Raw genomic sequence first — 24,350 nt, 5'->3', positions numbered from 1 at the left:
CTGTACGCCCTGCACGATCAACTGATGCGCCAGCCGATTGGCCTTGGCGTTCAACTCGAAATAGCTCAGGTCTTGCGCGCCGTGCACGGCCGCGATGGCCTGCGGATTGACCAGCACTTGCGATTCGAACAACAGGTGCACGGTCAACGCCTGCGGGTAGTCGCGCGCCGTGGCGTTGAAATCCACCAGCAGGCGTTGCCGCTCCTGTGCTTCGAGGATCGGTACCTGCTCCAGCAGCGTCAGATCATTGCTGACCATCGCCCGCAGCAGGCGCTGGAAGTAGCCGACATAGCGTTTGATCGTCGTTTCATCGAACAGCGCCGTGGCGTATTCCAGCCAGCCGCCGATTCTGTCGCGTGCCTCGCCCAGCGTCAGGGTCAGGTCGAACTTGGCGACGTGCGCCTGGCCGCCCAGCGCTTCCAGTGTCAGATCCGCGAGGCTCAGTTCGGTGCCGCTGGCGCTGTTCCAGCTCAGGGTGGTCTGGAACAACGGGCTGTGGGCCAGACTGCGCGCCGGTCTGGCGATGTCCACCACTTGCTCGAACGGCAGATCCTGATGCGCCTGCGCTTCCAGCGAACGCGCCTTGACCCGCGCCAGTAGCGCTGCAACGCTCAACTCGCCCGAGGTGTCGATGCGCAATGCCAGCGTGTTGACGAACATGCCGATCAGCCCTTCGATCTCGGCGCGGCTGCGGTTGGCTACGGGCGAACCGATCACCACATCGGATTGCCCCGACAAGCGACTCATCAACATCGCCCACGCGCTGAGCAGCGTCATGTACAGGGTCACGCCATGGCGCTGCGACAGCGCTTTGAGCCCGGCAGTCAGCTCGGTATCGAGCCAGATTTCAACCCCGGCGCCGCTGTAGTCCTGTTGCGCCGGGCGCGGACGGTCAGTCGGCAGCGTCAACAAGGTCGGCGCACCGGCCAGCGTTTGCTGCCAATACTCGCTCTGCTGTTGCAGCACTTCGCCGCTCAGCCAGCGCCGCTGCCACACGGCGTAGTCGGTGTACTGCAACGCCAGCGGCGGCAGCGGGTCTGGCTGGCCATTGCTGAATGCGGCGTACAACGCCATCAGTTCGCGGGTCAGCACGCCCATCGACCAGCCGTCGGCGACGATGTGATGCACGGTCAGCAGCAACACATGGTGATCATCGACCAGCCGCACCAGGCGACCGCGAATCAGCCAGTCATTGTGTAAATCGAACGGCGCCGAGGCCTCGTCCTCGATCAGCTTTTGCATGCGCTCGCGGGTTTTCGGGTCGCCACGCAGATCATCGATTTGCAGCAAGAAACCCGCGTCAATCGGCGCAATTTGCACCTGCGCTTCATCGTTGATAGTCGTGAAGCGACTGCGCAAGGTTTCGTGGCGGGCGACGATGCGCGCCAAGGCCTGTTGCAGCGCGGACTGGTCGAGACGCCCGCGCAGGCGCAGGCCCAGCGCAATGTTGTAGGCCGCGTTACCGCCCTCCATCTGCGCGAGAAACCACAGGCGTTGCTGTGCGAAAGACAGCGGCAGCGCTTCATCGCGCGCCGCCGGGAGAATGTCCGGCAAGGTCGAGCGTCCGGCGCGGGTCAGTACTTCGGCCACGGCCGCCAATTCGGGATTGGCGAACAATTCACTCAAAGGCAGCTCCACGCCCAACTGCTGCCGCACTTGCGAGACCATGCGCATGGCCAGCAGCGAGTGGCCGCCGAGTTCGAAGAAGTGGTCGTGACGCCCGACCTGTTCGACCTGCAACACCTCGGCCCAGATCTGCGCCAGCGTGGTTTCTACCTCGCCTTGCGGCGCGGCATATTCGCGGCTGAACAGCGCCGCGCGATCCGGCAGCGGCAGGGCCTTGCGGTCGACTTTGCCGTTGGCGGTCAGGGGGAAATTATCGAGTTTGACGAACGCCGCCGGCACCATGTACTCGGGCAATTGCGCCAATAATTGCCTGCGCAAGTCACTGGCTGTCAGCGACTCGACCTGTGGCTGTTCGGTGAAATACGCCACCAATCGCGGCTGGCCGGGTTGGTCCTCGCGAGCAACTAACAGCGCTTCCTTGATGCCGGGGAGCCGGCTGAGGCGGGTTTCGATTTCACCGAGTTCGATGCGAACGCCACGGATTTTCACCTGGTCGTCATTGCGACCCAAATACTCGATTGTGCCGTCACTACACCAGCGAGCGAGGTCGCCGGTGCGGTACATGCGCCCGCTGTTGAATGGATCATCGAGGAAACGTTCAGCAGTCAGCTCGGGACGATTCAGATACCCGCGCGCCACCCCGGCGCCACCGACATACAACTCCCCCGCTACGCCAATTGGCACCGGACGCTGTTGCGCATCGAGCAGGTACACCGTGGCATTAGTCACCGGTTGGCCAATGTGCAACGTCTGCCCGGCCTCGAGCTTGCCGGAGGTGGCAACCACTGTGGCCTCGGTCGGGCCGTAGTTGTTGATCACATCGAAGCGCTGTTTGCGGCTGAACTGGCGCAAACGATCACCGCCGATCAGCAGCGTGCGCAAGGTCGGATGGTCGAGATTCTGGCTGAAGGCGTATTCGGCCACCGGAGTCGGCAGGAAGCTCACATCCAGCGGTTGCGCGCGCCACCATTCGAGCAACGCGTCGATATCCTCGTTGCCACCGTGAATCGGCGCCAGGTGCAGGGTCGCGCCAGAGCACAACGCTGGCCAGATCTCCCAGGCCGTGGCGTCGAAGCCAAACCCGGCGAGGCTGGAAGTGTGGCGGCCGGCGCTCAGGTCGAACGCTGCACAATGCCAATCGATCAGGTTGGACAGCGTCTGGTGCTCGACCATCACGCCCTTGGGCAGGCCGGTCGAACCCGAGGTGTAGATCACGTAGGCCAGGTGTTCGGCGGTCAGACCGGGCACTGAAGGGTTGTGCGTTGCAACGTTGGGCCAGCTGCGGGTGTCGAGCTCAATCACCGGCACCTCCAGCGCCGGCAGTCGTTCAAGCAAATCGGTTTGCGTGAGCACCGCCACCGGTGCGCTGTCGCTCAACAGATAGTGCAGGCGCTCGGCGGGATGCGCCGGATCGACCGGCACATAACCGGCGCCAGCCTTGAGAATCGCCAGCAGCCCGACCAGCGTCTCCAGCCCGCGCCGGGCGACGATGGCTACTCGGTCGTCAGGCCGCACACCGAGACTGATCAGGTGATGGGCCAGTGCGTTGGCCTCGCGATTCAGTTCGGCATACGTCAGCTGTGCCCCAGCGAAAACTGCCGCAAGCGCCTCTGGCCGTGAAGCCACTTGAGCCTCGAAACGCTGGCCAATCGTCAGCCCGCGTGGATACTCAGCCGCCGTAGCATTGAAGCCGACCAGCACTTGCTCAAGTTCGGCGGCAGGCACAATCGACAACCGATCCAGCCCCGACTGCGGCGAATGTTCCAGCGCCTCCAGCAACTCGGCCAAGGCCTGATGCATATAAGCGCAAACCCGCCCGGCGTCGATCCCGGCACCGGCCAACGTCGTCAGGCTGAAACCTTCGCCGAGGTCATCAACGCTCAGGGTCAGGCGATAGTTGCTGTACTCCTCGGCCTGCAGCAATTGCATGCCGCGCCACGCCGTTTGCACCTCGTCGGATACCGCGCCCATCGGCGAGCTGTGGCGGTAATTGAGCAAACAGCTGAACAACGGCGTGCCCGGCGCCATCGCGCTGCAATGTTGCACCAGCGCCAGTTGCGCGTGTTCATGTTGCAGCAACTGGCTCAATCGTTGGTGGGTGTCCAGCGCCGCGCCTTTGGCACTGTGTGCGCCCAGATCGATGCGCAGCGGCAAGGTGTTGATGAATACGCCCATTGCGCGCTCCGCACCTTCGCCGCCCTGCAAACGCCCGAGCAACACGGTGCCGAACACCACGTCGTGGCGCCCGGAGAGTTGTCCCAGCACTTGCGCCCAAGCCAAGTGCATCAGGCTGGCGGCGCTGACGCCCAGTCGCCGGGACTGCGCGCGTATGCGCCGGCTCAGCGGATTTTCCAGCGCCAGATGCGCCTGTTGCGCCAAGCCCTCCTGCGCCGGGTTGTGCCCGTAAGGCAAAGTCGGTTCATCAACATCACCGAGCATCTCGCGGAAGAAGCTTTGGTGATCCTGTTCGCTCAGCCCCGAGCGCGTGCGCGCCACATAATTGCGGTACGGCACTGGCTCGGCCAGACGCTGCGCCTGACCCAGCAACACAGCCTGCATCTCGTGACGCAACACCTCCAGCGCCACGTGATCCATGACCAGATGATGGAACAGCAGCAACGCCACCACGCGCTGATTGGCCGGGTCCGGCGCATGCACCACCCGCATCAACGGTGCCTGGGTGACGGGCATGCGATATTGCGCGGCGTCGAAACGGCTGCGCAGTTGAGCCATGGCGTCCCCGCCCGCCGCGTCAATCGTTTGTGCCTCACATTCCAGCGCCGCGCGGCGCCAGACTACTTGCACCGGCTCTTCCAGTCCTTCCCAGAACAGTGACGAGCGCAGCACATCGTGGCGGTCGATCACTCCTTGCAACGCTTGAGTGAAGGCGTGCAAACGCTGCTCATCGGCAAACGCGAATTGCGCCTGCAGCACGTACGAATCACCTTGGATGGCCGACAAGTGATGGAACAGAATCCCCGCCTGCAACGGCGCCAACGGATAAATATCCTGCACGTTGGCCGCGCCGCCGGGGATGCTGGCGACGATGCGTTCGATGGCCGGCTGATCCAGCGCAACCAGTGGCAACAGCTCAGGCGTGATCTGCGTGCAGCCTTCAGGAATAAGATTGGCCGGGACTTGGATTTCCTGCTCGCCACCCACGGCCGCCGCCAGCGCAGCCAGGGTCGGCTGGCCGAACAGCACGCGAATATCCGCTGATAATCCGGCACGCCGCATGCGCGCCACCAGATTGACCGCCAGCAGGGAATGCCCGCCCAGTTCAAAGAAATGATCGTGACGCCCTACTCGCTCGACTTTCAGCAGCTCTTCCCAGAGGCCGGCGATGGCGATTTCCACCTCGCCAACCGGCGCCGCATATTCACGGGTGCTGAGCGCCGACTGATCGGGGGCGGGCAATGCCTTGCGCTCGATTTTGCCGTTCGGACTCAGCGGCAATGCATCCAGATGCACGAACAGCGCCGGCAGCATGTAATCCGGCAGATGCCTGAGCAGATCAGCGCGCAGCACTTCGGTATCCAGCGGTGTGCCGACGTAATAGGCCACCAGACGCTGATCGCCGGGCACGTCTTCACGGGCCATTACCACGCAATCCTGCACGCCTTCGATCTGGCTCAGGCGTGCTTGAATTTCCCCGAGTTCGATGCGCAAGCCACGGATTTTTACCTGATCGTCATTGCGCCCCAGGTATTGGATATTGCCGTCCGCCAGATAGCGGCCGAGGTCTCCGGTGCGGTACATCCGCGCATCAGCGCTGAACGGATCCTGGAGAAAGCGTTCGGCAGTCAGCTCCGGGCGATTCAGATAACCCCGTGCGACCTGCTCGCCGCCGATATACAACTCCCCGACCACGCCTTGCGGCACGGGTTGCTGCCACGCATCGAGAATGTACACGCGGGTGTTGCACAGCGGTTTGCCAATCGGCGGCGCGCTGTCCGCCAGCGGCGAATTCGGCTCCAGCGTCCACACGCTGCTGTCGACCGTCGCTTCAGTCGGGCCATACACGTTGTGCAGGCGCACCTGCGGCAGACGCTCACGCACGCTGCGCACCAGCGCCGCGCTCAGCTCGCCGCCACCGCAAACAATCTCGGTAAGGCTGTGGCACTGGCCAACATCTTCCAGCTCAAGAAACTGCTGCAACAGCGCCGGCACGAACTGAATGACAGTAATCCGTTGCTGGACGATGACCCGCGCCAACTCCGCCGGATCGCGGTGCGCATCCGGGCTGGCCAGCACCAGGCGCAAACCGGCCGTCAGCGGCCAGAACAGCTCCCACACCGAGGCATCGAAACTGAACGGGGTTTTCTGCAACAGCGCAGCATCGGCCACGGTTGGGCATAACTGCGCGCTCCAGTGCAGCAGATTGGCCACGCTGCGGTGCTCGACCATCACGCCTTTCGGGGTGCCGGTGGAACCCGAGGTGTAGATCACGTAAGCGAGGTTGGCAGCCGTCAGGCCGGGCACTTGCGGATTGCGCTCGGAATGGTTTCGCCAGGTGCAGCGGTCGAGATCGATCAGAGTTGTCGCGGTTGCGCCGAGCAAGGAACGCGTCGCGCCATGTACCAGCACAGCGACCGGTGCGCTGTCCTCCAGCATGTAGGCCAGACGTTCCGGCGGATACACCGGATCCAGCGGCACATAGGCGCCGCCGGCCTTGAGAATCGCCAACAGACCAACCACCAGATCCAGCGAACGCTCGACGCAAATCGCCACCCGCGAATCCGGCCCTACACCTTGTTCGATCAAGTGCTGCGCGAGGCGATTGGCCTGCTGGTTCAGCTCGGCATAAGTCAACATCTGCTCGCCCGCAACCAGCGCCACCGCGTCTGGCGTGCGGAATACCTGCGTCTCGAACAAGCCGTGAACGGTCTGCTCCAGATCAAACTCCATAGCGCTGGCATTGAAGTCGACCAGCAAGCGCTGGCGCTCTTCCTGCGCCACTATTTCCACTTGCTCGAGCAGCGCCTGATCATTGCCGACCATCGCCTGCACCAGGCGCTGGAAGTAACCGACGAACCGCACAACCGTCGCTTCATCGAACAGCGCCGTGGCGTACTCCAGCACACCGCGAATCTCGCCCTGCACCTCACCCAGCGTCAGCGACAGATCGAACTTGGCAAAGTGGCTCGGCTCGGCCACGCCTTCCAGGGTCAAATCCCCCAGGGTCAGGCTGGAACCGTTGCCGCTGTCCCAACTGAACATGGTCTGGAACAACGGACTGTGCGCCAGACTGCGCGGCGGCCTGGTGATTTCCACCACTTGTTCGAACGGCAGATCCTGATGCGCCTGCGCCTCCAGCGTGAGCGCCTTGACCCGCGCCAACAGCGCTTCAACACTGAGCTCGCCCGAGGTGTCGATGCGCAGCGCCAGGGTGTTGACGAACATGCCGATCAGGCCTTCGATTTCCGCGCGGCTGCGGTTGGCTACCGGCGAACCGATCACCACGTCGGACTGGCCGGACAGGCGACTGAGCAACACTGCCCAAGCGCTGATCAGCGCCATGTACAGGGTCACGCCGTGCCGTTGGCATAACGCTTTGAGTCCCGCGCACAGGCGTTCGTCCAATACCACTTCGACGGTGCTGCCAGCGAATTCCTGCTGCGCCGGACGCGGGCGATCGGTCGGCAGCAGCAACAATGCCGGCGCACCGGCCAGCGTTTGCTGCCAGTACTCGCTCTGCCGTTGCAGCACCTCGCCGCTCAGCCAGCGCCGCTGCCACACTGCGTAATCGGTGTATTGCAGGGCCAGCGGCGGCAGCGGATCCGCCTCGCCGTGGCTGAACGCCCGATACAACGCCATCAGTTCGCGCGTGAGCACGCCCATCGACCAGCCGTCGGCGATGATGTGGTGCACCGTCAGCAGCAACACATGATGATCATCGGCGAGGCGCACCAGTCGCCCGCGAATCAGCGGATCGTCCTGCAAATCGAACGGACCGGACGCTTCGCCTTCGATCAGCGCCTGCAACACCTCGTCAGCCTGCGGGTGCTCACGCAAATCCTCGACTCGCAGCAGCAAACCGCTGTCGACTGGCGCGATCAGCACCTGCGCTGCATCGTTGAACTGGACGAAACGGCTGCGCAGGGTTTCATGCCGGGCGACGATCCGCGCCAGCGCGCGTTGCAGCGCATCGTCATCGAGGCGACCGCGCAAACGCAGGGCGATGGGGATGTTGTAAGCGGTGTTGGCACCTTCCATCTGCGCCAGAAACCACAACCGCTGCTGGGCGAATGAGAGCGGCAGCGCGCCGTCACGCGGCACCGGCAGAATCTCCGGCTGGGTGCTGCGCCCGGCGCGGGTCAGCACCTCGGCCAACGCAGCCAGTTCGGCATTGGCGAACAGATCACTCAGCGCCAGCTCCACGCCCAGGCGTTGGCGCACTTGCGAGACCATGCGCATTGCCAGCAGCGAGTGCCCGCCCAGTTCGAAGAAGTGATCCTGCCGTCCGACCCGCTCGACTTGCAGCACGTCAGCCCAGATCTGTGCCAAAGCAATTTCCAGTTCCCCCTGCGGCGCCGCGTATTCGCGGGTGAACAGCGCGCTGTGTTCGGGTTTCGGCAACGCCTTGCGGTCGACTTTGCCGTTGGCGGTCAGCGGCAGAGCGTCAAGCCTGACGAACGCCACCGGCACCATGTACTCAGGTAATTGGGTCAGTAAATGCGCGCGCAACTCGCCCACTGCCAGCGGTTCAACCTGTGCCTGTTCGGTGAAATACGCCACCAGCCGCACCTGGCCCGGCTGATCTTCACGAGCGAGCAACACCGCTTCCTGAATCCCAGGGAGCTGGTTGAGGCGGGTTTCGATTTCGCCGAGTTCGATGCGCACACCACGGATTTTTACTTGATCGTCATTGCGCCCGATGTATTCGAGCGTGCCGTCGGCGCACCAGCGTGCGAGGTCGCCGGTACGGTACATGCGGCCGCTGTTGAATGGATCGTCGAGGAAGCGTTCGCTGGTCAGTTCGGGACGATTCAGGTAACCACGGGCCACCCCGGCGCCACCGACATACAATTCGCCGGCAACCCCAATCGGCACCGGGCGCTGCTGTTCATCGAGCAGGTACACCGTGGCGTTGCTCACTGGCTGGCCGATATGCAAGGTCTGCCCGGCTTCGATCTTGCCGGAAGTCGCGACCACCGTGGCCTCGGTCGGGCCATAGTTGTTGATCACGTCGAAATGTTGGTTGCGGGTGAATTGGCGCAGGCGATCACCGCCGATCAGCAGCGTGCGCAGAGTCGGATGTTCGAGGTTCTGATTGAAGGCGTATTCGGCGACCGGCGTTGGCAGGAAACTCACGTCCAGCGGCTGCGCCCGCCACCATTGCAGCAGCACATCGATGTCCTCTCCGCCGTCCTGAGTCGGCGCCAGGTGCAGCGTCGCGCCCGCGCACAATGCCGGCCAGACTTCCCAGGCCATGGCGTCGAAACCGAATCCGGCAAGGCTTGAAGTGTGGCGACCGGCGCGCAGATCGAACGCGTTGCAATGCCAGTCTACGAGGTTGGACAAGGTCTGATGTTCGACCATCACGCCCTTGGGCAGCCCGGTCGACCCCGAGGTGTAGATCACGTAGGCGAGGTGTTCGGCAGTCAACCCCGGCACTTGTGGATCAAGCGCCGAATTCAGCGGCCAGGTGCAGCGGTCAAGATCGATCAGCGGCACGTCGAGCGCGGGCAAGCGCTCGCGCAGGTCATTCTGGATCAATACCGCGACCGGTGCGCTGTCGCTCAATAAATAGTGCAAACGCTCGGCCGGGTGCGCCGGATCGACCGGCACATAACCGGCGCCCGCCTTGAGAATCGCCACCAGCCCGACCAGCGTATCCAGCCCCCGGCGGGCGACGATGGCCACGCGGTCGTCAGGCTGCACACCCAGATCGATCAGGTGATGGGCCAGAGCATTGGCGTGCAGATTGAGTTCGGCATAGGTCAGTTGTTCACCAAGGAACACCGCCGCCACGGCTTCTGGCCGCTCCAAAACTTGAGCCTCGAAGCGCTGCGCAATGGTCATCTCACGCGGGTAGTCGGCCGCGGTGGCGTTGAAGCCGACCAGCACTTGCTCACGCTCGGTCGCCGGCAGAATCGATAGCTGATTGATCGGCGTATCCGGCGCCTGCTCCAGCGCGAGCACCAGACTCTCCAGCGCGCAGTGCATGTAAGCGCACACCCGCTGCGGATCAATTTGCGTAGTGGCCAGCAGCGTCAGGCTGAAGGCCTCGCCCAAATCGTCGACGCTCAGGGTCAACGGATAATTAGTGCGTTCTTCCGAATGCAGCGTGCTGATGCCCGCCCACGCGGCCAAAGTTTCAGCGCTGGCGGACGCGGCAGTGTGGCTGTGGCGGTAATTGAGCAAGGAGCTGAACAGCGGCGTCGGCGACACCACGTTGCTGCAACGCTGAGCCAGTGCCAACGGCGCGTGTTCGTGGCGTATTACCGTAGTCAGCCGCGCGTGGGTCGCGTGGACGGCGGCGCGCACATTTTGCGCATCGATATCGACGCGCAACGGCAGGGTATTGATGAAAATCCCCAAGGCCCGGTCCGTCGCCTCGGCGCCTTGCATGCGGCCCATCAGCACCGTGCCGAATACCACCGAATGTTTGCCGGTTATGGTCGCCAGCACCTGCGCCCAGCCGAGGTGAAACAGGCTTGCCGCGCTCACCCCGAGCTGCCGTCCCTGTGTGCGCAGACGTTGCCCCAGCAGCGGATCAATCGGCACGCTGAGTTCGGCGATGCCCTGACCGTCGCCCTGCACATCCTGCAAACCGAACGGCAGCGTCGGCTCATGGATGTCGCCGAGCATCTCGCGGAAAAATGCCTCGTGCTCGGCTTCGCTGACGCCCAGTCGCGCCTGCGCCACGTAATTGCGAAACGGTACCGGGCGGCCCAGCGAGGCACTTTGCCCGAGCAGGCAGGCGCGCATCTCGTGGCGCACCACGTCGAGCGCCGAGTGATCCAGTGCCATATGGTGGAACAACAAGGTCGCGACCACACGCTGTCCGGCAGCATCGACGGCGTAAGCCAGGCGCATCAGCGGTGCGCGGCTGACATCCATGCGGAAATGCCGGGCGTCGAAACGCTCATGCAACTGCGCGAGAACATCTCCGTCGGCCTGCGGTACAACCTCCTCCAACGGCAAATCGGCCTGACGCCAGACCACTTGCAATGGCTGATCGAGGCCTTCCCAGACCACGCCCGTGCGCAGAATGTCATGACGATCGATCACGCTTTGCAGCGCCTGAGCAAACGCGTGCAAACGCTCCAGACTGGCGAACGCGAACTGCGACTGCATGATGTACGGATCGCCCTCACCGCCGCTGACATGGTGATAAAGAATGCCTTCCTGCAACGGCGCCAGCGGGTAGATGTCCTGCACATTGGCGGCGCCGCCGGGCACGTCGCTGACAAGTCGGTCGATGGTCGGCTGGTCGAGTTCGACCAGCGTCAGCATCGCCGGAGTGATTCGGCTGGTGCCGGGAACAATGCCGTTATCCGGCACCGTGACCTGGCCACTCTTGCTCGCCGAATATTCGCCAGCCTTGATCAGCTCGATCAACGCCGGTTTGTGCTCGCGCAGCAGCGCCACTAGCGCCGGATCGCTCAAGGCCTGCTTGTTGCCCTGCACGCGCAACTGATCGTCGGTGACTGCCAACTGAATGTCTTTGGCTTTGAGGGTTGCCAACAGTTCGAACACGCTCACAGGACGATCTCCATTCTTTCGGTAATTGCGGCGTAGCCAGCCAGGGTCGGTTGTTCGAACAACGCCCTGACGTCGGCTTCCATGCCTTCCTGACGCAAGCGGCCGATCAAACTGACCGCCAGCAATGAGTGCCCGCCCAATTCAAAGAAATGGTCGTGGCGCCCTACCCGCTCGACGTTGAGCAACTCGGCCCAGAGCCGTGCGAGGGTGATTTCCACCTCGCCAATCGGCGCTTCGTATTCGCGGGTGATGAGCGAGGTTTGATCCGGTGCCGGCAAAGCCTTGCGATCGAGTTTGCCGTTGGGGCTGAGCGGCCAGGCTTCGAGATGCACGAACAGCGCCGGCACCATGTAATCCGGCAAATGCGCAAGCAGATCCGTGCGCAAGTGATCGCTGGAAAGCTGTGTCCCGGTGTAATAGCCAACCAGACGCTTGTCCCCCGGCACGTCTTCGCGGGCCAACACCGCAGCCTCCTGCACACCGGCAATCGCGGTCAGGCGCGCCTGAATTTCTCCGAGCTCGATGCGCAGACCACGGATCTTCACCTGATCGTCATTGCGTCCCAGGTACTCGATGTTGCCGTCCGCCCGATAACGCGCGACATCGCCAGTGCGGTACATGCGTGCGTGCGGCTGCTCGCGGAACGGATCGTCGAGGAAGCGTTCGGCGCTGAGTTCAGGACGGTTGAGATAGCCGCGCGCAACCTGCACGCCGCCGATGTACAGCTCGCCGACCACACCCAGCGGCGCCGGTTGCTGCTGTGCGTCGAGGATGTACAGGCGCGTGTTGGCGATCGGTTTACCGATGGGCGTGTTGTCCGGGGTTTGCTGCAGTGGCCCGGTGCAATTCCACGCAGTCACGTCCACCGCTGCTTCGGTCGGGCCGTACAGATTGTGTAAGGCGCTGGCCGGCAATTGCTGCTTGAAGCGCCGCACCAGACTGCCCGGCAGCGCCTCGCCGCTGCACATCACCTGGCGCAGACTGGCGCAACGAGCGCTGTCACCATGGGCGAGGAACACGTCGAGCATCGACGGCACAAAGTGCAGCGTGCTGATGTTTTCTGCTTCGATCACTTCGCTGAGGTACAGCGGATCCTTGTGTCCGCCGGGCCGCGCCATCACCAGCCGCGCGCCGGTCATCAATGGCCAGAAGAACTCCCAGACCGACACGTCGAAACTGAACGGAGTTTTTTGCAGCACCGAATCTTCAGGCGTCAGGCCATAGGCGTCCTGCATCCACAGCAAGCGGTTGACCACTGCCGCGTGTTCGTTAATCACGCCTTTCGGTTGGCCGGTGGAACCGGAGGTGTAGATCACGTAGGCCGTGTGCTGCGCGGTCAGCATCGAGATTTGAGGGTTGGCGCTGGACTGCGATTGCCAGGTGTTTTGCTCAAGATCGATGACCGTCGCGGCCACTTCGCCCAACAGGTTTCGCGTAGAACCCTGCACCAGCACCACCAGCGGCGCGCTGTCTTCGAGCATGTAGGCCAGGCGTTCTGCCGGGTACGCCGGATCCAGCGGCACGTAACCGCCGCCAGCCTTGAGAATCGCCAGCAGGCCGACGACCATTTCCAGACTGCGCTCCACGCAAATCGCCACCCGCGAATCCGGCTGCACACCCAAGTCGCGCAAGTGCTGCGCCAATTGGTTGGCCTGCTGATTCAGCTCGGTATAGGTCAGACGCGAGTCGCCGCCTTGCACCGCGACAGCCTGCGGCGTGCGCAACACCTGCGCCTCGAACAGCCCGTGGATGCTCTGGTTGAGGTTGTAAGCAACCTCGGTGGCATTGAACTCGACCAGCAAGCGCTGTCGCTCGGCGTCCGGCAACACCGGCAAGCGCTTCAGCGCTTGGTGCGGCGCGTGTTCCAGCGCTTCGACCAACGCAATCAACGCGCGCTGCATGAACCCGCAGATGCGCTCAGCGCCGATCTGCGCCGGGATCATCGCCGTCAGGATGAAATCGCTGCCCAGGTCATCGACGTTGAGGCTTAGCGGATAGTTGGTGCGCTCTTCACCGCCCAGCGTTTCAATGCCTTGCCAGGCCAGACGCGCGGCTTGTTGCGCTTCTTCGCTGGCGCCATGCCGGTAATTGAGCATCGCGCTGAACAGCGGCGACGGCGCGGCAATCGCGCTGCAGCGCTGCGCCAATGCCAGCGAAGCGTGTTCATGCCCAAGCAATTCGGTGAGCCGCTGATGGGTCGCCTTGACCCCGGCGCCCACACTGATATCAGCCAGATCAACGCGCAGCGGCAAGGTATTGATGAACATGCCCAAGCCGCGATCCGCGCCGCTGCCGCCCTGCATCCGGCCCAGCAGCACGGTGCCAAACACCACCGAATCGCGCCCGGACGTCGCACCCAGCACTTGCGCGAACGCCAGATGAAACAGGCTGGCCACACTTACGCCGATTTGCCGCGCCTGACTGCGCAGACGCTGGGCCAACGCTGCCGGCAGCGGCTGACGCACTTCCTCAATATCGTGACCGTCACCGCGCACGTCTTGCAGACCGAACGGCAAGGTTGGTTCGTCGATGTCGCCGAGCATCGCGCGGAAGAACGCTTCGTGCTCCTGCTCGCTGATGCCCAGCCGCGTCTGCGCCACATAGTTGCGATACGGCACCGCCGCACTCGCTGGCGCAGCGTGCCCGAGCAGAATCGCCTGCATTTCCTGGCTCACAACCTCCAGCGCCGTGTGGTCCATGGCGATGTGATGGAACAGCAACATCGCCACCACCCGGTCGTGGGCCGGATCACGGGCATACACCAGACGCAGCAGCGGCGCCTGACTGATGTTCAACCGAAAGTGCCGCGCATCGAAACGCTGGTGCAATTGCTCGGCAACTGCACCCTGCGCCGGATTCAGCTGCACCTCTTGTATCGGCAGTTCGGCGTGACGCCAAACCACTTGTACGGGCGCCGCGAAGCCTTCCCAGACCACACCGGTACGCAAAATGTCGTGACGCGCCATGACTTGACTCAGTGCAGCGGCGAACGCTTGCACACGTTCGAGGCTGTCGAACGCCAGACGCGATTGCAGCAGATACGGATCACCCTGCGCGGCGCTCAAGTGGTGATACAGAATCCCTTCCTGCAACGGCGCCAGCGGATAAATATCCTGCACATTGGCCGCGCCACCCGGCACCGTCGCGACGATGCGCTCGATGCTCGCCTGATCCAGTTGCACCAGCGGCAACAGCTCTGGAGTGATGCGTGTGCAATCGGCGGCAATCAGGTTGGCCGGCACTTCGACTTCCCGTCCACTGCCGACCGCTGTGGCCAGCGCCGCCAGGGTTGGCAGGCTGAACAACGCACGCACATCGGCGCTGAGGCCGATCTGGCGCATGCGTTCGATCAGGCTCACCGCCAGCAATGAATGCCCGCCGAGTTCGAAGAAGTTGTCGTGCCGCCCGACCAGTTCGACCTTGAGCACGTCGGCCCAGATGTGCGCCAGCGCAATTTCCACGGCACCTTGCGGCGCAGCATATTCGCGACTCAGCCACGCGGAGTGATCCGGTTCCGGCAAGGCCTTGCGGTCGAGTTTGCCGTTTGCAGTCAGCGGCAAGGCGTGCAGTCGGACATAGGCTGCGGGGATCAACGCTTGCGGCAGACGCAGTTGCAGATGACTGCGCAGCGCCTCGATATCGACCGGCGAGCGCTCGGTGAACCACGCCAGCAATTGGCCGTCGCGCACCAGCGCCACGGCGTCCTGCACGGCGGGATGGCTGCTCAGCACAGCTTCAATTTCGCCGAGTTCGACGCGCACGCCACGCAGTTTGACCTGATCGTCGTTGCGTCCCAGGTATTCAATATTGCCGTCGGCCAGCCAGCGTGCGAGGTCGCCAGTGCGGTACATGCGCGCCTGCGGTTCATCGCTGAATGGGTCGTCGAGGAAACGCTCGGCAGTCAGCTCAGGCCGGTTCAGATAACCACGAGCAACCCCGGCGCCCGCCACGTACAACTCGCCGGCCACGCCGACTGGCACTGGCCGTTGTTGTTCGTCGAGCAAGTAAATCAGCGCGTTGCCAATCGGCCGGCCGATGTGCAGCGGCTGCCCGACTTCGACCGGGCCGGAAGTGGCAACCACCGTGGCTTCGGTGGGGCCATAGTTGTTGATCACCGCGAAAGTGTGCGCCTGTGCGAAATGCCGCAGTTTGTCGCCACCGATCAGCAGCGTGCGCAGCGTTGGGTGGCCGATATGACGGCTAAACGCATATTCGGCGACCGGGGTCGGCAGGAAACTCACCTGCAACGGTTGCGCGCGCCACCAGTCGAGCAGTTCATCGAGGTGTTCGTTGCCCACCGATTGCGGCGGCAGATGCAAGGTCGCGCCGACACACAACGCCGGCCAGACCTCCCAGGCCATCGCATCGAAACCGAAACCGGCAACGCTGGCGGTGTGGCTGCCGGCGTGCAGCTCGAAGGTATCGGCGTGCCATTGCACGAGGTTTTCCAGGGTCGCGTGCTCGACCATTACGCCTTTGGGCTGGCCGGTGGAGCCGGAGGTGTAGATCACGTAGGCGAGATTCACCGGGGTCAGGGTCGGCAACTGCGGATTGCTGTCTGACAAATGATGCCAAGCGTCGCTGTCCAGATCGATCACCGGCACCGAACCTAATAGATGACGCGTCGAAGCCTGCGCCAGCACCGCGACCGGATCGCTATCCTGCAACAGATAGGCGATGCGCTCCTGCGGATACGCCGGGTCGACCGGCACATACCCGGCGCCGGCCTTGAGAATCGCCAGCAATGCCACCAGCATTTGCGGGCTGCGCTTTACACACAGCGCGATGCGGTCATCGGCTTGCACACCGAGGCCGATCAGGTGATGCGCCAGGCGATTGGCCTGCTGATTGAGTTGGCGATAAGTCAGTTGCTGCGCGCCCTGCATTACCGCGACAGCCTCGGGAGCTTGCTCAGCCTGAGCCTCAACCAATGCATGAATCAGCGCCCCGCGCGGATACGCCACAGCGTGCTGATTAAAACCGCTGAGCAGGCGTTCCTGCTCGGCCGCTGGCAGGATCGGCAAGCGATTCAGCGGCAGTTGCGGCGACTGCTCCAGCGCCAGCACCAAATGCTCCAAAGCCTTGTGCATGTAGCTGCAAATGCGTTGCGCGCCGATCTCGGCCACGGCCAGCACGTTCAGCGCGAAGGCTTCGCCCAGATCATCCACGCTCAGGGTCAGCGGATAGTTGCTGCGTTCTTCACCACCGAGCAGGCGCACCCCGGCCCAGATGCCCTGACCGTCGCGCGGCTGATGCTCGGCCACGGTGTGGCGGTAGTTGAGCAACGCACTGAACAGCGGCGAACCATTGGCGACACCGCTGCAACGTTGTGCCAAGGCCAGTGAAGCGTGCTCGTGCCCGAGCAACGCAGTCAGTCGCGCGTGGGTGGCCTTGACCGCCGCGCGCACGCCCTCGCCGACATCGACCCGCAGCGGCAAGGTGTTGATGAACACCCCCAGCGCGCGGTCGGCGCCATCGCCGCCCTGCATGCGGCCCATCAGCACGGTGCCGAACACCACCTCGCGGCGGCTGGAAACCACGCCCAACACCTGCGCCCAGGCCAAGTGCATCAGGCTCGCGGCACTCACGCCGAGCTGTCGGGCCTGATCGCGCAGACGCCGGTTGAGTTGCGCGTCCACCGGTTGCAGCGCTTCCTCGATGGCGCGGCCATCGCCCTGCACGTCGTGCAGACCGAATGGCAGAGTCGGTTCATCGATGTCGCCGAGCATCTCGCGGAAGAATGCTTCGTGCTCTTGCTCGCCGGCACCGAGTCGCGCCTGCGCCACGTAGTTGCGGTACGGAATCGGCGCGGGCAGCGTGTGCGCCTGGTCGAACATAAATGCGCGCATTTCCTCGCCGACCACTTCCATCGCGGTGTGATCGAGGATCAGGTGATGGAACAGCACGATGGCTACCACCCGTCGTTGTGCCGGATCTTCGGCATAAACCATGCGCAGCAACGGCGCGCGACTCAGGTCGAAGCGGTAATGCCGGGCGTCGAAACGCGCGTGCAACTGGCCGAGAATGTCGCCGTCGGCCGGGTCCAGCGCAACCTGCTGCACCACAAGTTCGGCGTGGCGCCAGACCACTTGTTGCGGGCTCGGCAGCCCTTCCCAGACCACGCTGGTGCGCAGAATGTCGTGACGCGCGACGACGCGCTGCAAGTTGTCGGCGAAAGTGCGCAGCCGCTCAACGCTGTCGAAGGCCAGACGCGACTGCAGCAAGTACGGGTCGCCCTGCTCGGCGCTCAAGTGGTGATAGAGAATGCCTTCCTGCAACGGTGCCAGCGGATAAATGTCCTGCACATTGGCCGCGCCGCCAGGCACGCTGGCGACGATGCACTCGATGCCCGCCTGATCGAGTTCGGTCAGGCTGAGCATGTCCGGGGTGATGTGCGTGCAACCAAGCGCAATGCGATTGGCCGGGACTGCGATTTCGCGGCCGCTGCCGACTGCTGCGGCCAATGCCGCCAACGTCGGTTGGTTGAACAGCGCGCGCACATCAGTGCTCAGCCCCGCTTGCCGCATGCGTTCGATCAGGCTGACCGCCAGCAGCGAATGTCCACCGAGCTCAAAGAAATGATCATGCCGCCCGACCTGTTCGACTTTGAGCACACTGGCCCAGATCTGCGCCAGGGCAATTTCGACCGCGCCTTGCGGGGCTTCGAATTCACGCTTGAGCCAGGCGTGTTGATCCGGTTCCGGCAGCGCTTTGCGGTCGAGTTTGCCGTTAGCGGTCAGCGGCAACGCGTCCAGGCGCACATACGCGGCAGGAACGAGCGCTTGCGGCAAACGTGCCTGCAAGTGGCTGCGCAGCGCCTCGATATCGACCGGCGAACGTTCGGTGAACCACGCGAGTAATTGCCCATCACGCACCAGCGCCACGGCATCTTGAATCGCCGCATGACTGACCAGCGCGGCTTCGATTTCGCCAAGTTCGATGCGCACGCCGCGCAGTTTGACCTGATCGTCGTTGCGTCCGAGGTATTCGATGGTGCCGTCGGCGAGCCAGCGTGCGAGGTCGCCGGTGCGGTACATGCGCGCGTTTGGCTGGTGGCTGAACGGATCGCGCAGGAAGCGTTCGGCGGTCAGGTCCGGGCGATTGAAGTAGCCACGGGCAACACCTGCGCCACCAACGTACAACTCGCCTTCGACGCCAACCGGCACTGGGCGCTGCTGCTTGTCGAGCAGGTAGGCCTTGGCATTGGCGATAGGCCGGCCTATGTGCAAAACCTCGCCGGACTGGATGCGCCCGGACGTTGCGACCACGGTAGCCTCGGTCGGGCCGTAGTTGTTGATCACCTCAAAGGTCTGGTCATGCGGGAACTGCCGGAGTTTGTCGCCACCGATCAGCAGCGTGCGCAGGGCCGGATGGCCGAGGTTGCGGCTGAAGGCGTATTCGGCGACCGGGGTCGGCAGGAAACTCACTTGCAATGGCTGCGCGCGCCACCAGTCGAGCAGTTCATCGAGGTGTTCGTTGCTGATCGACTCAGGCGGCAGGTGCAGGGTCGCGCCGACACACAGCGCTGGCCAGACTTCCCACGCCATCGCATCAAAACCCAAGCCCGCAATGCTCGCGGTGTGGCTGCCGGCGTGCAGGTCGAACGCTTCGGCGTGCCAGTGCACGAGGTTTTCCAGAGTTGCGTGTTCGACCATCACGCCTTTCGGCTCGCCGGTGGAACCGGAGGTATAGATCACGTAAGCCAGATGCGCCGGGGTCAGGCTTGGCAGTTGTGGATTGGTGTCTGCCATGTGCTGCCAGTTGCCGCTGTCGAGATCAATCACCGGCACTGCGCCCGGCAGATCCATCGTTGAAGCTTGTGCCAACACGGCGACTGGTTTGCTGTCACGTAACAAATACGCGATTCGCTCGCGTGGATGCGCGGGGTCAACCGGCACATAACCGGCGCCAGCCTTGAGAATCGCCAGCATCCCCACCAGCATCTGCGGACCACGGCGCACGCACAGCGCGATGCGGTCGTCCGGTTTTACGCCAATGCCGAGCAGATGATGGGCCAAGCGGTTGGCCTGCTGGTTGAGCTGGCGATACGTAAGCTGCTGCGCGCCCTGCACCGCCGCCACCGCGTCCGGACGCGCCGCGACTTGCGCTTCGAACAGACGCTGCACGGTCTGCGCGTGCGGATACTCACGGCCCGTGATGTTGAAACCGACCAGCACTTTCTGCCGTTCGCTCGGGGACACAATCGATACGTCGTGCAGCGGCGTGGCAGGACTTTGCTCCAGCGCTGTCAAAAGATTCTGCAACGCGGTTTGCAGGTAATCGCACACCTGCGCGCCATTCACTTCAGGCACTGCCTGCACCGAGAGCCGAAACCCTTCGCCAAGGTCATCAACACTGACCACCAGCGGATAATTGCTGCGCTCGCGGGAGCTGAGAATGTGAATGCCGTCCCAGTCCAGCGTCGCCGGTTCAGCTGCGCTGTGGCGATAGTTGAGCAAAGTGCTGAACAGTGGCAACGAACCGGCCACGCCGCTGCAACGCTGGGCCAACGCGAGTGACGCCTGTTCGTGCGCGAGCAATTGCGCCAGTCGTTCATGGGTGGCGCGCACGCCCTGCTCCACGCCCAACGCGCCGCCGCTGACGCGCAGCGGCAAGGTGTTGATGAACATCCCCAACGAGCGCTCGGCCCCGGCGCCGCCCTGCATGCGTCCGAGCAGCACGGTGCCGAACACTACGTCGTCGCGCCCTGCAACCTGCGCCAGCACCTGACCCCAGGCCTGATGCACCAAGCTAGCGACGCTGATCCCCAGTCGGCGCGCCTGTTGGCGCAGGCGTTGGCCCAGCTCTGCATCCAGCGCAAGTTCACTGTCAATGATCGTGCTGCCGTCGCCATGCACATCCTGCACACCGAAGGCCACGGTCGGCTCGTCGATGTCGCCGAGCATGTCGCGGAAGAATGCTTCGTGGACCTCAGCGTTATCGCCGAGCCGTGCCTGCGCCACGTAATTGCGGTATTGCACTGGCGCCGGCAGCTCGCTGGTGTTTTCGCGCAGCGCATCGCTGAGCTCTGCCACCAGCACTTCCAGCGCGGTATGGTCGAGGACGATGTGGTGCAGCAGCAGAATGCCGACCCAGCGCTGTTGCAGCGGGTCTTCGGTGTAGGCGAAGCGCATCAGCGGCGCGCGATTGAGATTGAGGCGATAGTGACGCGGGTCGAAACGATGTTGCATTTGCTGCAACACGTCGCCGTCCTGCGGATCGGCATCGATCCGCTCCAGCGCCAGACGGGCCTCGCGCCAGACCACCTGCACCGGTTCCTCCAGACCTTCCCAGTGCACGCTGGTGCGCAGGATGTCGTGGCGCGTGATGACGCTGTTCAGCGCGCGAACCAAGGCTTTGATTTGCGTCAATCCGTCGAAAGCGAACTGCGCCTGCAACACGTAGGGATCGCCGTAGGCGGTCGCCAAGTGGTGATAGAGAATACCGGCCTGCAACGGCGCGAGCGCATAAATATCCTGCACATTGGCGATGCCGTCGGGAAGGCTCGCGACGACGCGGTCAATGCCGTCCTGATCCAGAGTGGCCAACGGCAACATGTCCGGGGTGATGCGCGTGCAGCCCGGTTCGATACGATTGGCCGGCACTGTCACCGTTTGCTCGCCACCCAAAGTGGCCGCCAGCGCCGCGACGCTCGGCTGGCCGAACAGCACGCGCACGTCGCAATGCATTTCCTGCTGACGCATGCGTTCGATCAGCTTGACCGCCAGCAGCGAATGGCCGCCGAGTTCGAAGAAGTTGTCGTGGCGGCCGACCTGTTCCAGTTGCAGCAAGGTCTGCCAGATCGCGGCGATGCGCTGTTCGACATCGCCCTGCGGCGCCTCGAAGCCACGGCGGGCATAGGCGTCACCATCCGGTTGCGGCAAGGCCTTGCGATCGAGTTTGCCGTTGGCGGTCAGCGGAAAGGCTTCGAGGCGCACGAAGGCACTTGGCAGCATGTAGTCGGCCAGCGACACCAGCAGTTGTTCGCGCAGTTGCGCCACGCTCGGATCGGCGCCCTCTTCAGCCAGCCAGTACGCGACCAGTCGCTGATCGCCGGGGCGGTCTTCGCGGGCGATCACCACCGCTTCACGCACGCCTGTGCAGGCCGACAGGCGCGCTTCGATCTCGCCCAGCTCGATGCGGAAACCGCGGATTTTCACCTGGTCGTCGTTGCGCCCCAAATAGTCGAGGCTGCCGTCCACGGCCCAGCGTGCGAGGTCGCCGGTCTTGTACAAACGTGCCTCGGCGCGAGCGGTGAATGGGTCTTTGATGAAGCGTTCAGCCGTGAGGCCTTCACGATTGAGATAACCCCGCGCCACCCCGGCGCCACCGACGTACAACTCCCCGACTACGCCGACCGGCAACGGCTCGCGCTGCTCATCCAGCACATACAGTTGCAAATCGGGAATGCGCACGCCAATCGGGCTGACGCCGACCAGTTGCGCATCCGCCGCCGCCAACGGGCGATAGGTCACGTGCACCGTGGTTTCAGTGATGCCGTACATGTTGACCAGCCGCGTGCCGGCATTACCAACCCGCGCGTACCAGGGTTTGAGCAGGCCCGGTTCCAGCGCTTCGCCGCCGAAGATCACTTCGCGCAGGGAATGCTGCAATGGGCTGCGGCCCTGGGCCGCGACCAACTGGCGGAAGGCACTCGGCGTCTGGTTGAGCACCGTGACGCCGGCCTGACAGAGCAACGCATAGCACTCGTCCGGCGAGCGGCTGACTTTCTGCGGCACGATCAGCAACTGCCCGCCGAAGCTCAGCGCCCCCCAGATTTCCCATACCGAGAAGTCGAAAGCAAAGGAATGGAACAGCGCCCAAACGTCCTGCCGATTGAAGTTGAACCAGTCATGGGTCGCCGAGAACAGCCGCGCGACGTTGCGGTGCTCGACCATCACGCCTTTGGGCAGACCGGTGGAGCCGGAGGTGTAGATCACGTAAGCGAGGTGCGCCGGGGTCAATTCTGGAACCTGCGGATTGCAGTCCAGTTCGGCTTGCAGCGTCGGGTCATCGAGATCGATTTTCGGCACAGTGAGATCGGCAACGCGATCCTGCGTGTCAACCTGCATCAGCAGCGCAACCGGCGCACTGTCCGTCAGCGTGAAAGCGATGCGCTCCAGGGGATACGCCGGGTCGATTGGCACGTAACCGGCGCCAGCCTTGAGCACGCCTAACAGGCCGATGAGCATGTGCGGGCCGCGTTCGACGCAGATCGCCACACGATCATCGGGGCGAATGCCCAGCGCCAACAAGCGCTGAGCAAGCTGATTGGCGCGGCGATTGAGTTCGCCGTAGCTCAGCGTTTGCTCTTGGAAAATCAGCGCCGTGGCATCCGGCTGCAATTGCGCGTGGGCTTCGAATTGCTGGTGGATCAGCGGCGCTTCGGCGAACTGCGCCTGTGGGGAATTGAGGCCGTGCAGCAAAAATTCGCGCTCGGCGCTCGGCAGAATATTCAGGCTGTGCAGCGGCGCTTGCGGCGAGTCTTGCAGCGCCTGCGCCAGGCTTTCCAGCGCGGTGTGCAGGTAGCGCGCAATGCGCTCGGCGCCGAGGGTTGCATCAACCAGTGCGGTGATGCGCAAGTCCTGGCCGAGGTCGTCGATGTTCACGGTCAGCGGGTAGTTGGTGCGCTCACGGGCGCCGAGCACCTGAATCCCCGGTACCAGGTCAACCACCTCGGCGACTTCTTCGAGCGTGCTATGACGGTAATTGAGCATGGCGCTGAACAACGGCGTCGGCACCGCGCTGCAACGCTGAGCCAGCGCGAGTGAGGCCTGTTCGTGGGCGAGCAATGCGCTCAGGCGACGGTGGGTCGCCAGCACGCCGTCACGCACACTTTCGGCGCCGACATCCACGCGCAACGGCAAGGTGTTGATGAACATCCCCAACGCCCGCTCCCCGCCCTCGCCCGCGTCCATCCGCCCGAGCAACACGGTGCCGAACACCACCGCCGTACGCCCGGACAACTGGCCGAGCACCCGCGCCAGTGCAAGGTGCATCAGGCTCGCTACGCTGACGCCGAGTTGCCGTGCCTGCCCGCGCAGTTGCCGGCTCAGATCGCTGTCGAGCATCAGCACGGCTTCTTCGATGTGCTGACCGTCGCCCTGCACATCCTGCAAACCGCCGGGCAACGTCGGCTCGTCGATGTCGCCGAGCATCTCGCGAAAGAACGCTTCGTGGGCCTGTTCCTCGCCGCGCATACGCGCCGCCGCCAGGTGATTGCGATACGGCACGGCGCCCGGAACGTCAGCCGTTTGCTCAAGCAGATACGCCTGAATTTCACTGCGCACCACGTCCAGCGCGATGTGATCCATGATCATGTGGTGGAACAGCATCAACGCGACGATACGACCGTCATTGGCGTCCTCGGCGTACGCCACGCGCAACAGCGGCGCTTGCTGCAAGTCGAGACGGAAGTGGCGCGGGTCGTGCCGTTGCAGCAATTGCGTGAGCACGTCAGCGCTGCCGTCCAGGCGGATTTCTTCGCAGACCAGCGGCGCCTGGCGCCAGACCACTTGCAGCGGCTGATCCAAGCGCTCCCAGACGAACGAGGTACGCAGAATATCGTGGCGCTCGATCACCCAGCGCAGTGCATCGGCGAACGCTTCCAGGTGGGCACGACTGGCGAAGCTGAAGCGGGCCTGCGACACGTAAGGGTCGCCATCAACCGCCGACAGATGGTGATAAAGCATGCCCTCCTGCAACGGCGCCAGCGGGTAGATGTCCTGCACATTGGCCGCGCCACCCGGCACGGTGTCGACGATACGGTCAAGGGTGTCCTGATCGAGATCCACCAGCGGCAGCATGTCCGGGGTGATGCGCAGCGCCGGGCTCGACCAGCCGCCGCCATGCCGCGCGACCAGTTCCAGCAGCTGCGCCTTATGCTCGGCGAGGCTGTCCCACAACGCATCATCCAGTGCGTCGTCGGCACCCAGAATGACCAGGTCTTCATCTTCCTGTTGAAGGCGGATCGCATGGGTGGAAATAACAGCCATCAGTTCGCTGAAATGCAT

General features: G+C 63.6%; 2 protein-coding genes (1 of these 2 only partly in view). Both read right to left on the bottom strand.

All coding sequences use genetic code 11. The annotated features are described in order from the left end of the window. On the bottom strand, positions 1-11,337 hold the 5' portion of the coding sequence (locus ACOI8A_RS20075; RefSeq protein ID WP_420651415.1) for a non-ribosomal peptide synthase/polyketide synthase. 6,471 nt of this gene lie to the left of the window's left edge; the window shows 11,337 of its 17,808 coding nt (coding positions 1-11,337); it begins with the start codon at positions 11,335-11,337; its stop codon lies beyond the left edge, outside the window. Next, complete coding sequence (locus ACOI8A_RS20070) at positions 11,334-24,350, bottom strand: amino acid adenylation domain-containing protein (protein WP_420648850.1); 13,017 nt, start codon at positions 24,348-24,350, stop codon at positions 11,334-11,336. Before ACOI8A_RS20070 ends, ACOI8A_RS20075 begins: the two co-directional genes overlap by 4 nt.

This window comes from Pseudomonas sp. P4795, assembly GCF_048822895.1.
In the GTDB taxonomy this organism is placed as follows: Bacteria; Pseudomonadota; Gammaproteobacteria; order Pseudomonadales; family Pseudomonadaceae; genus Aquipseudomonas.
Note: the sequence above shows the minus strand (reverse complement) of the source record. Positions and strands in the feature narration are given on the sequence as shown.

What these genes read in the sequence shown, in the direction of transcription:
- ACOI8A_RS20070 (WP_420648850.1), bottom strand. Translation starts at nt 24,350, where the DNA reads ATGCATTTCAGCGAACTGATGGCTGTTATTTCCACCCATGCGATCCGC.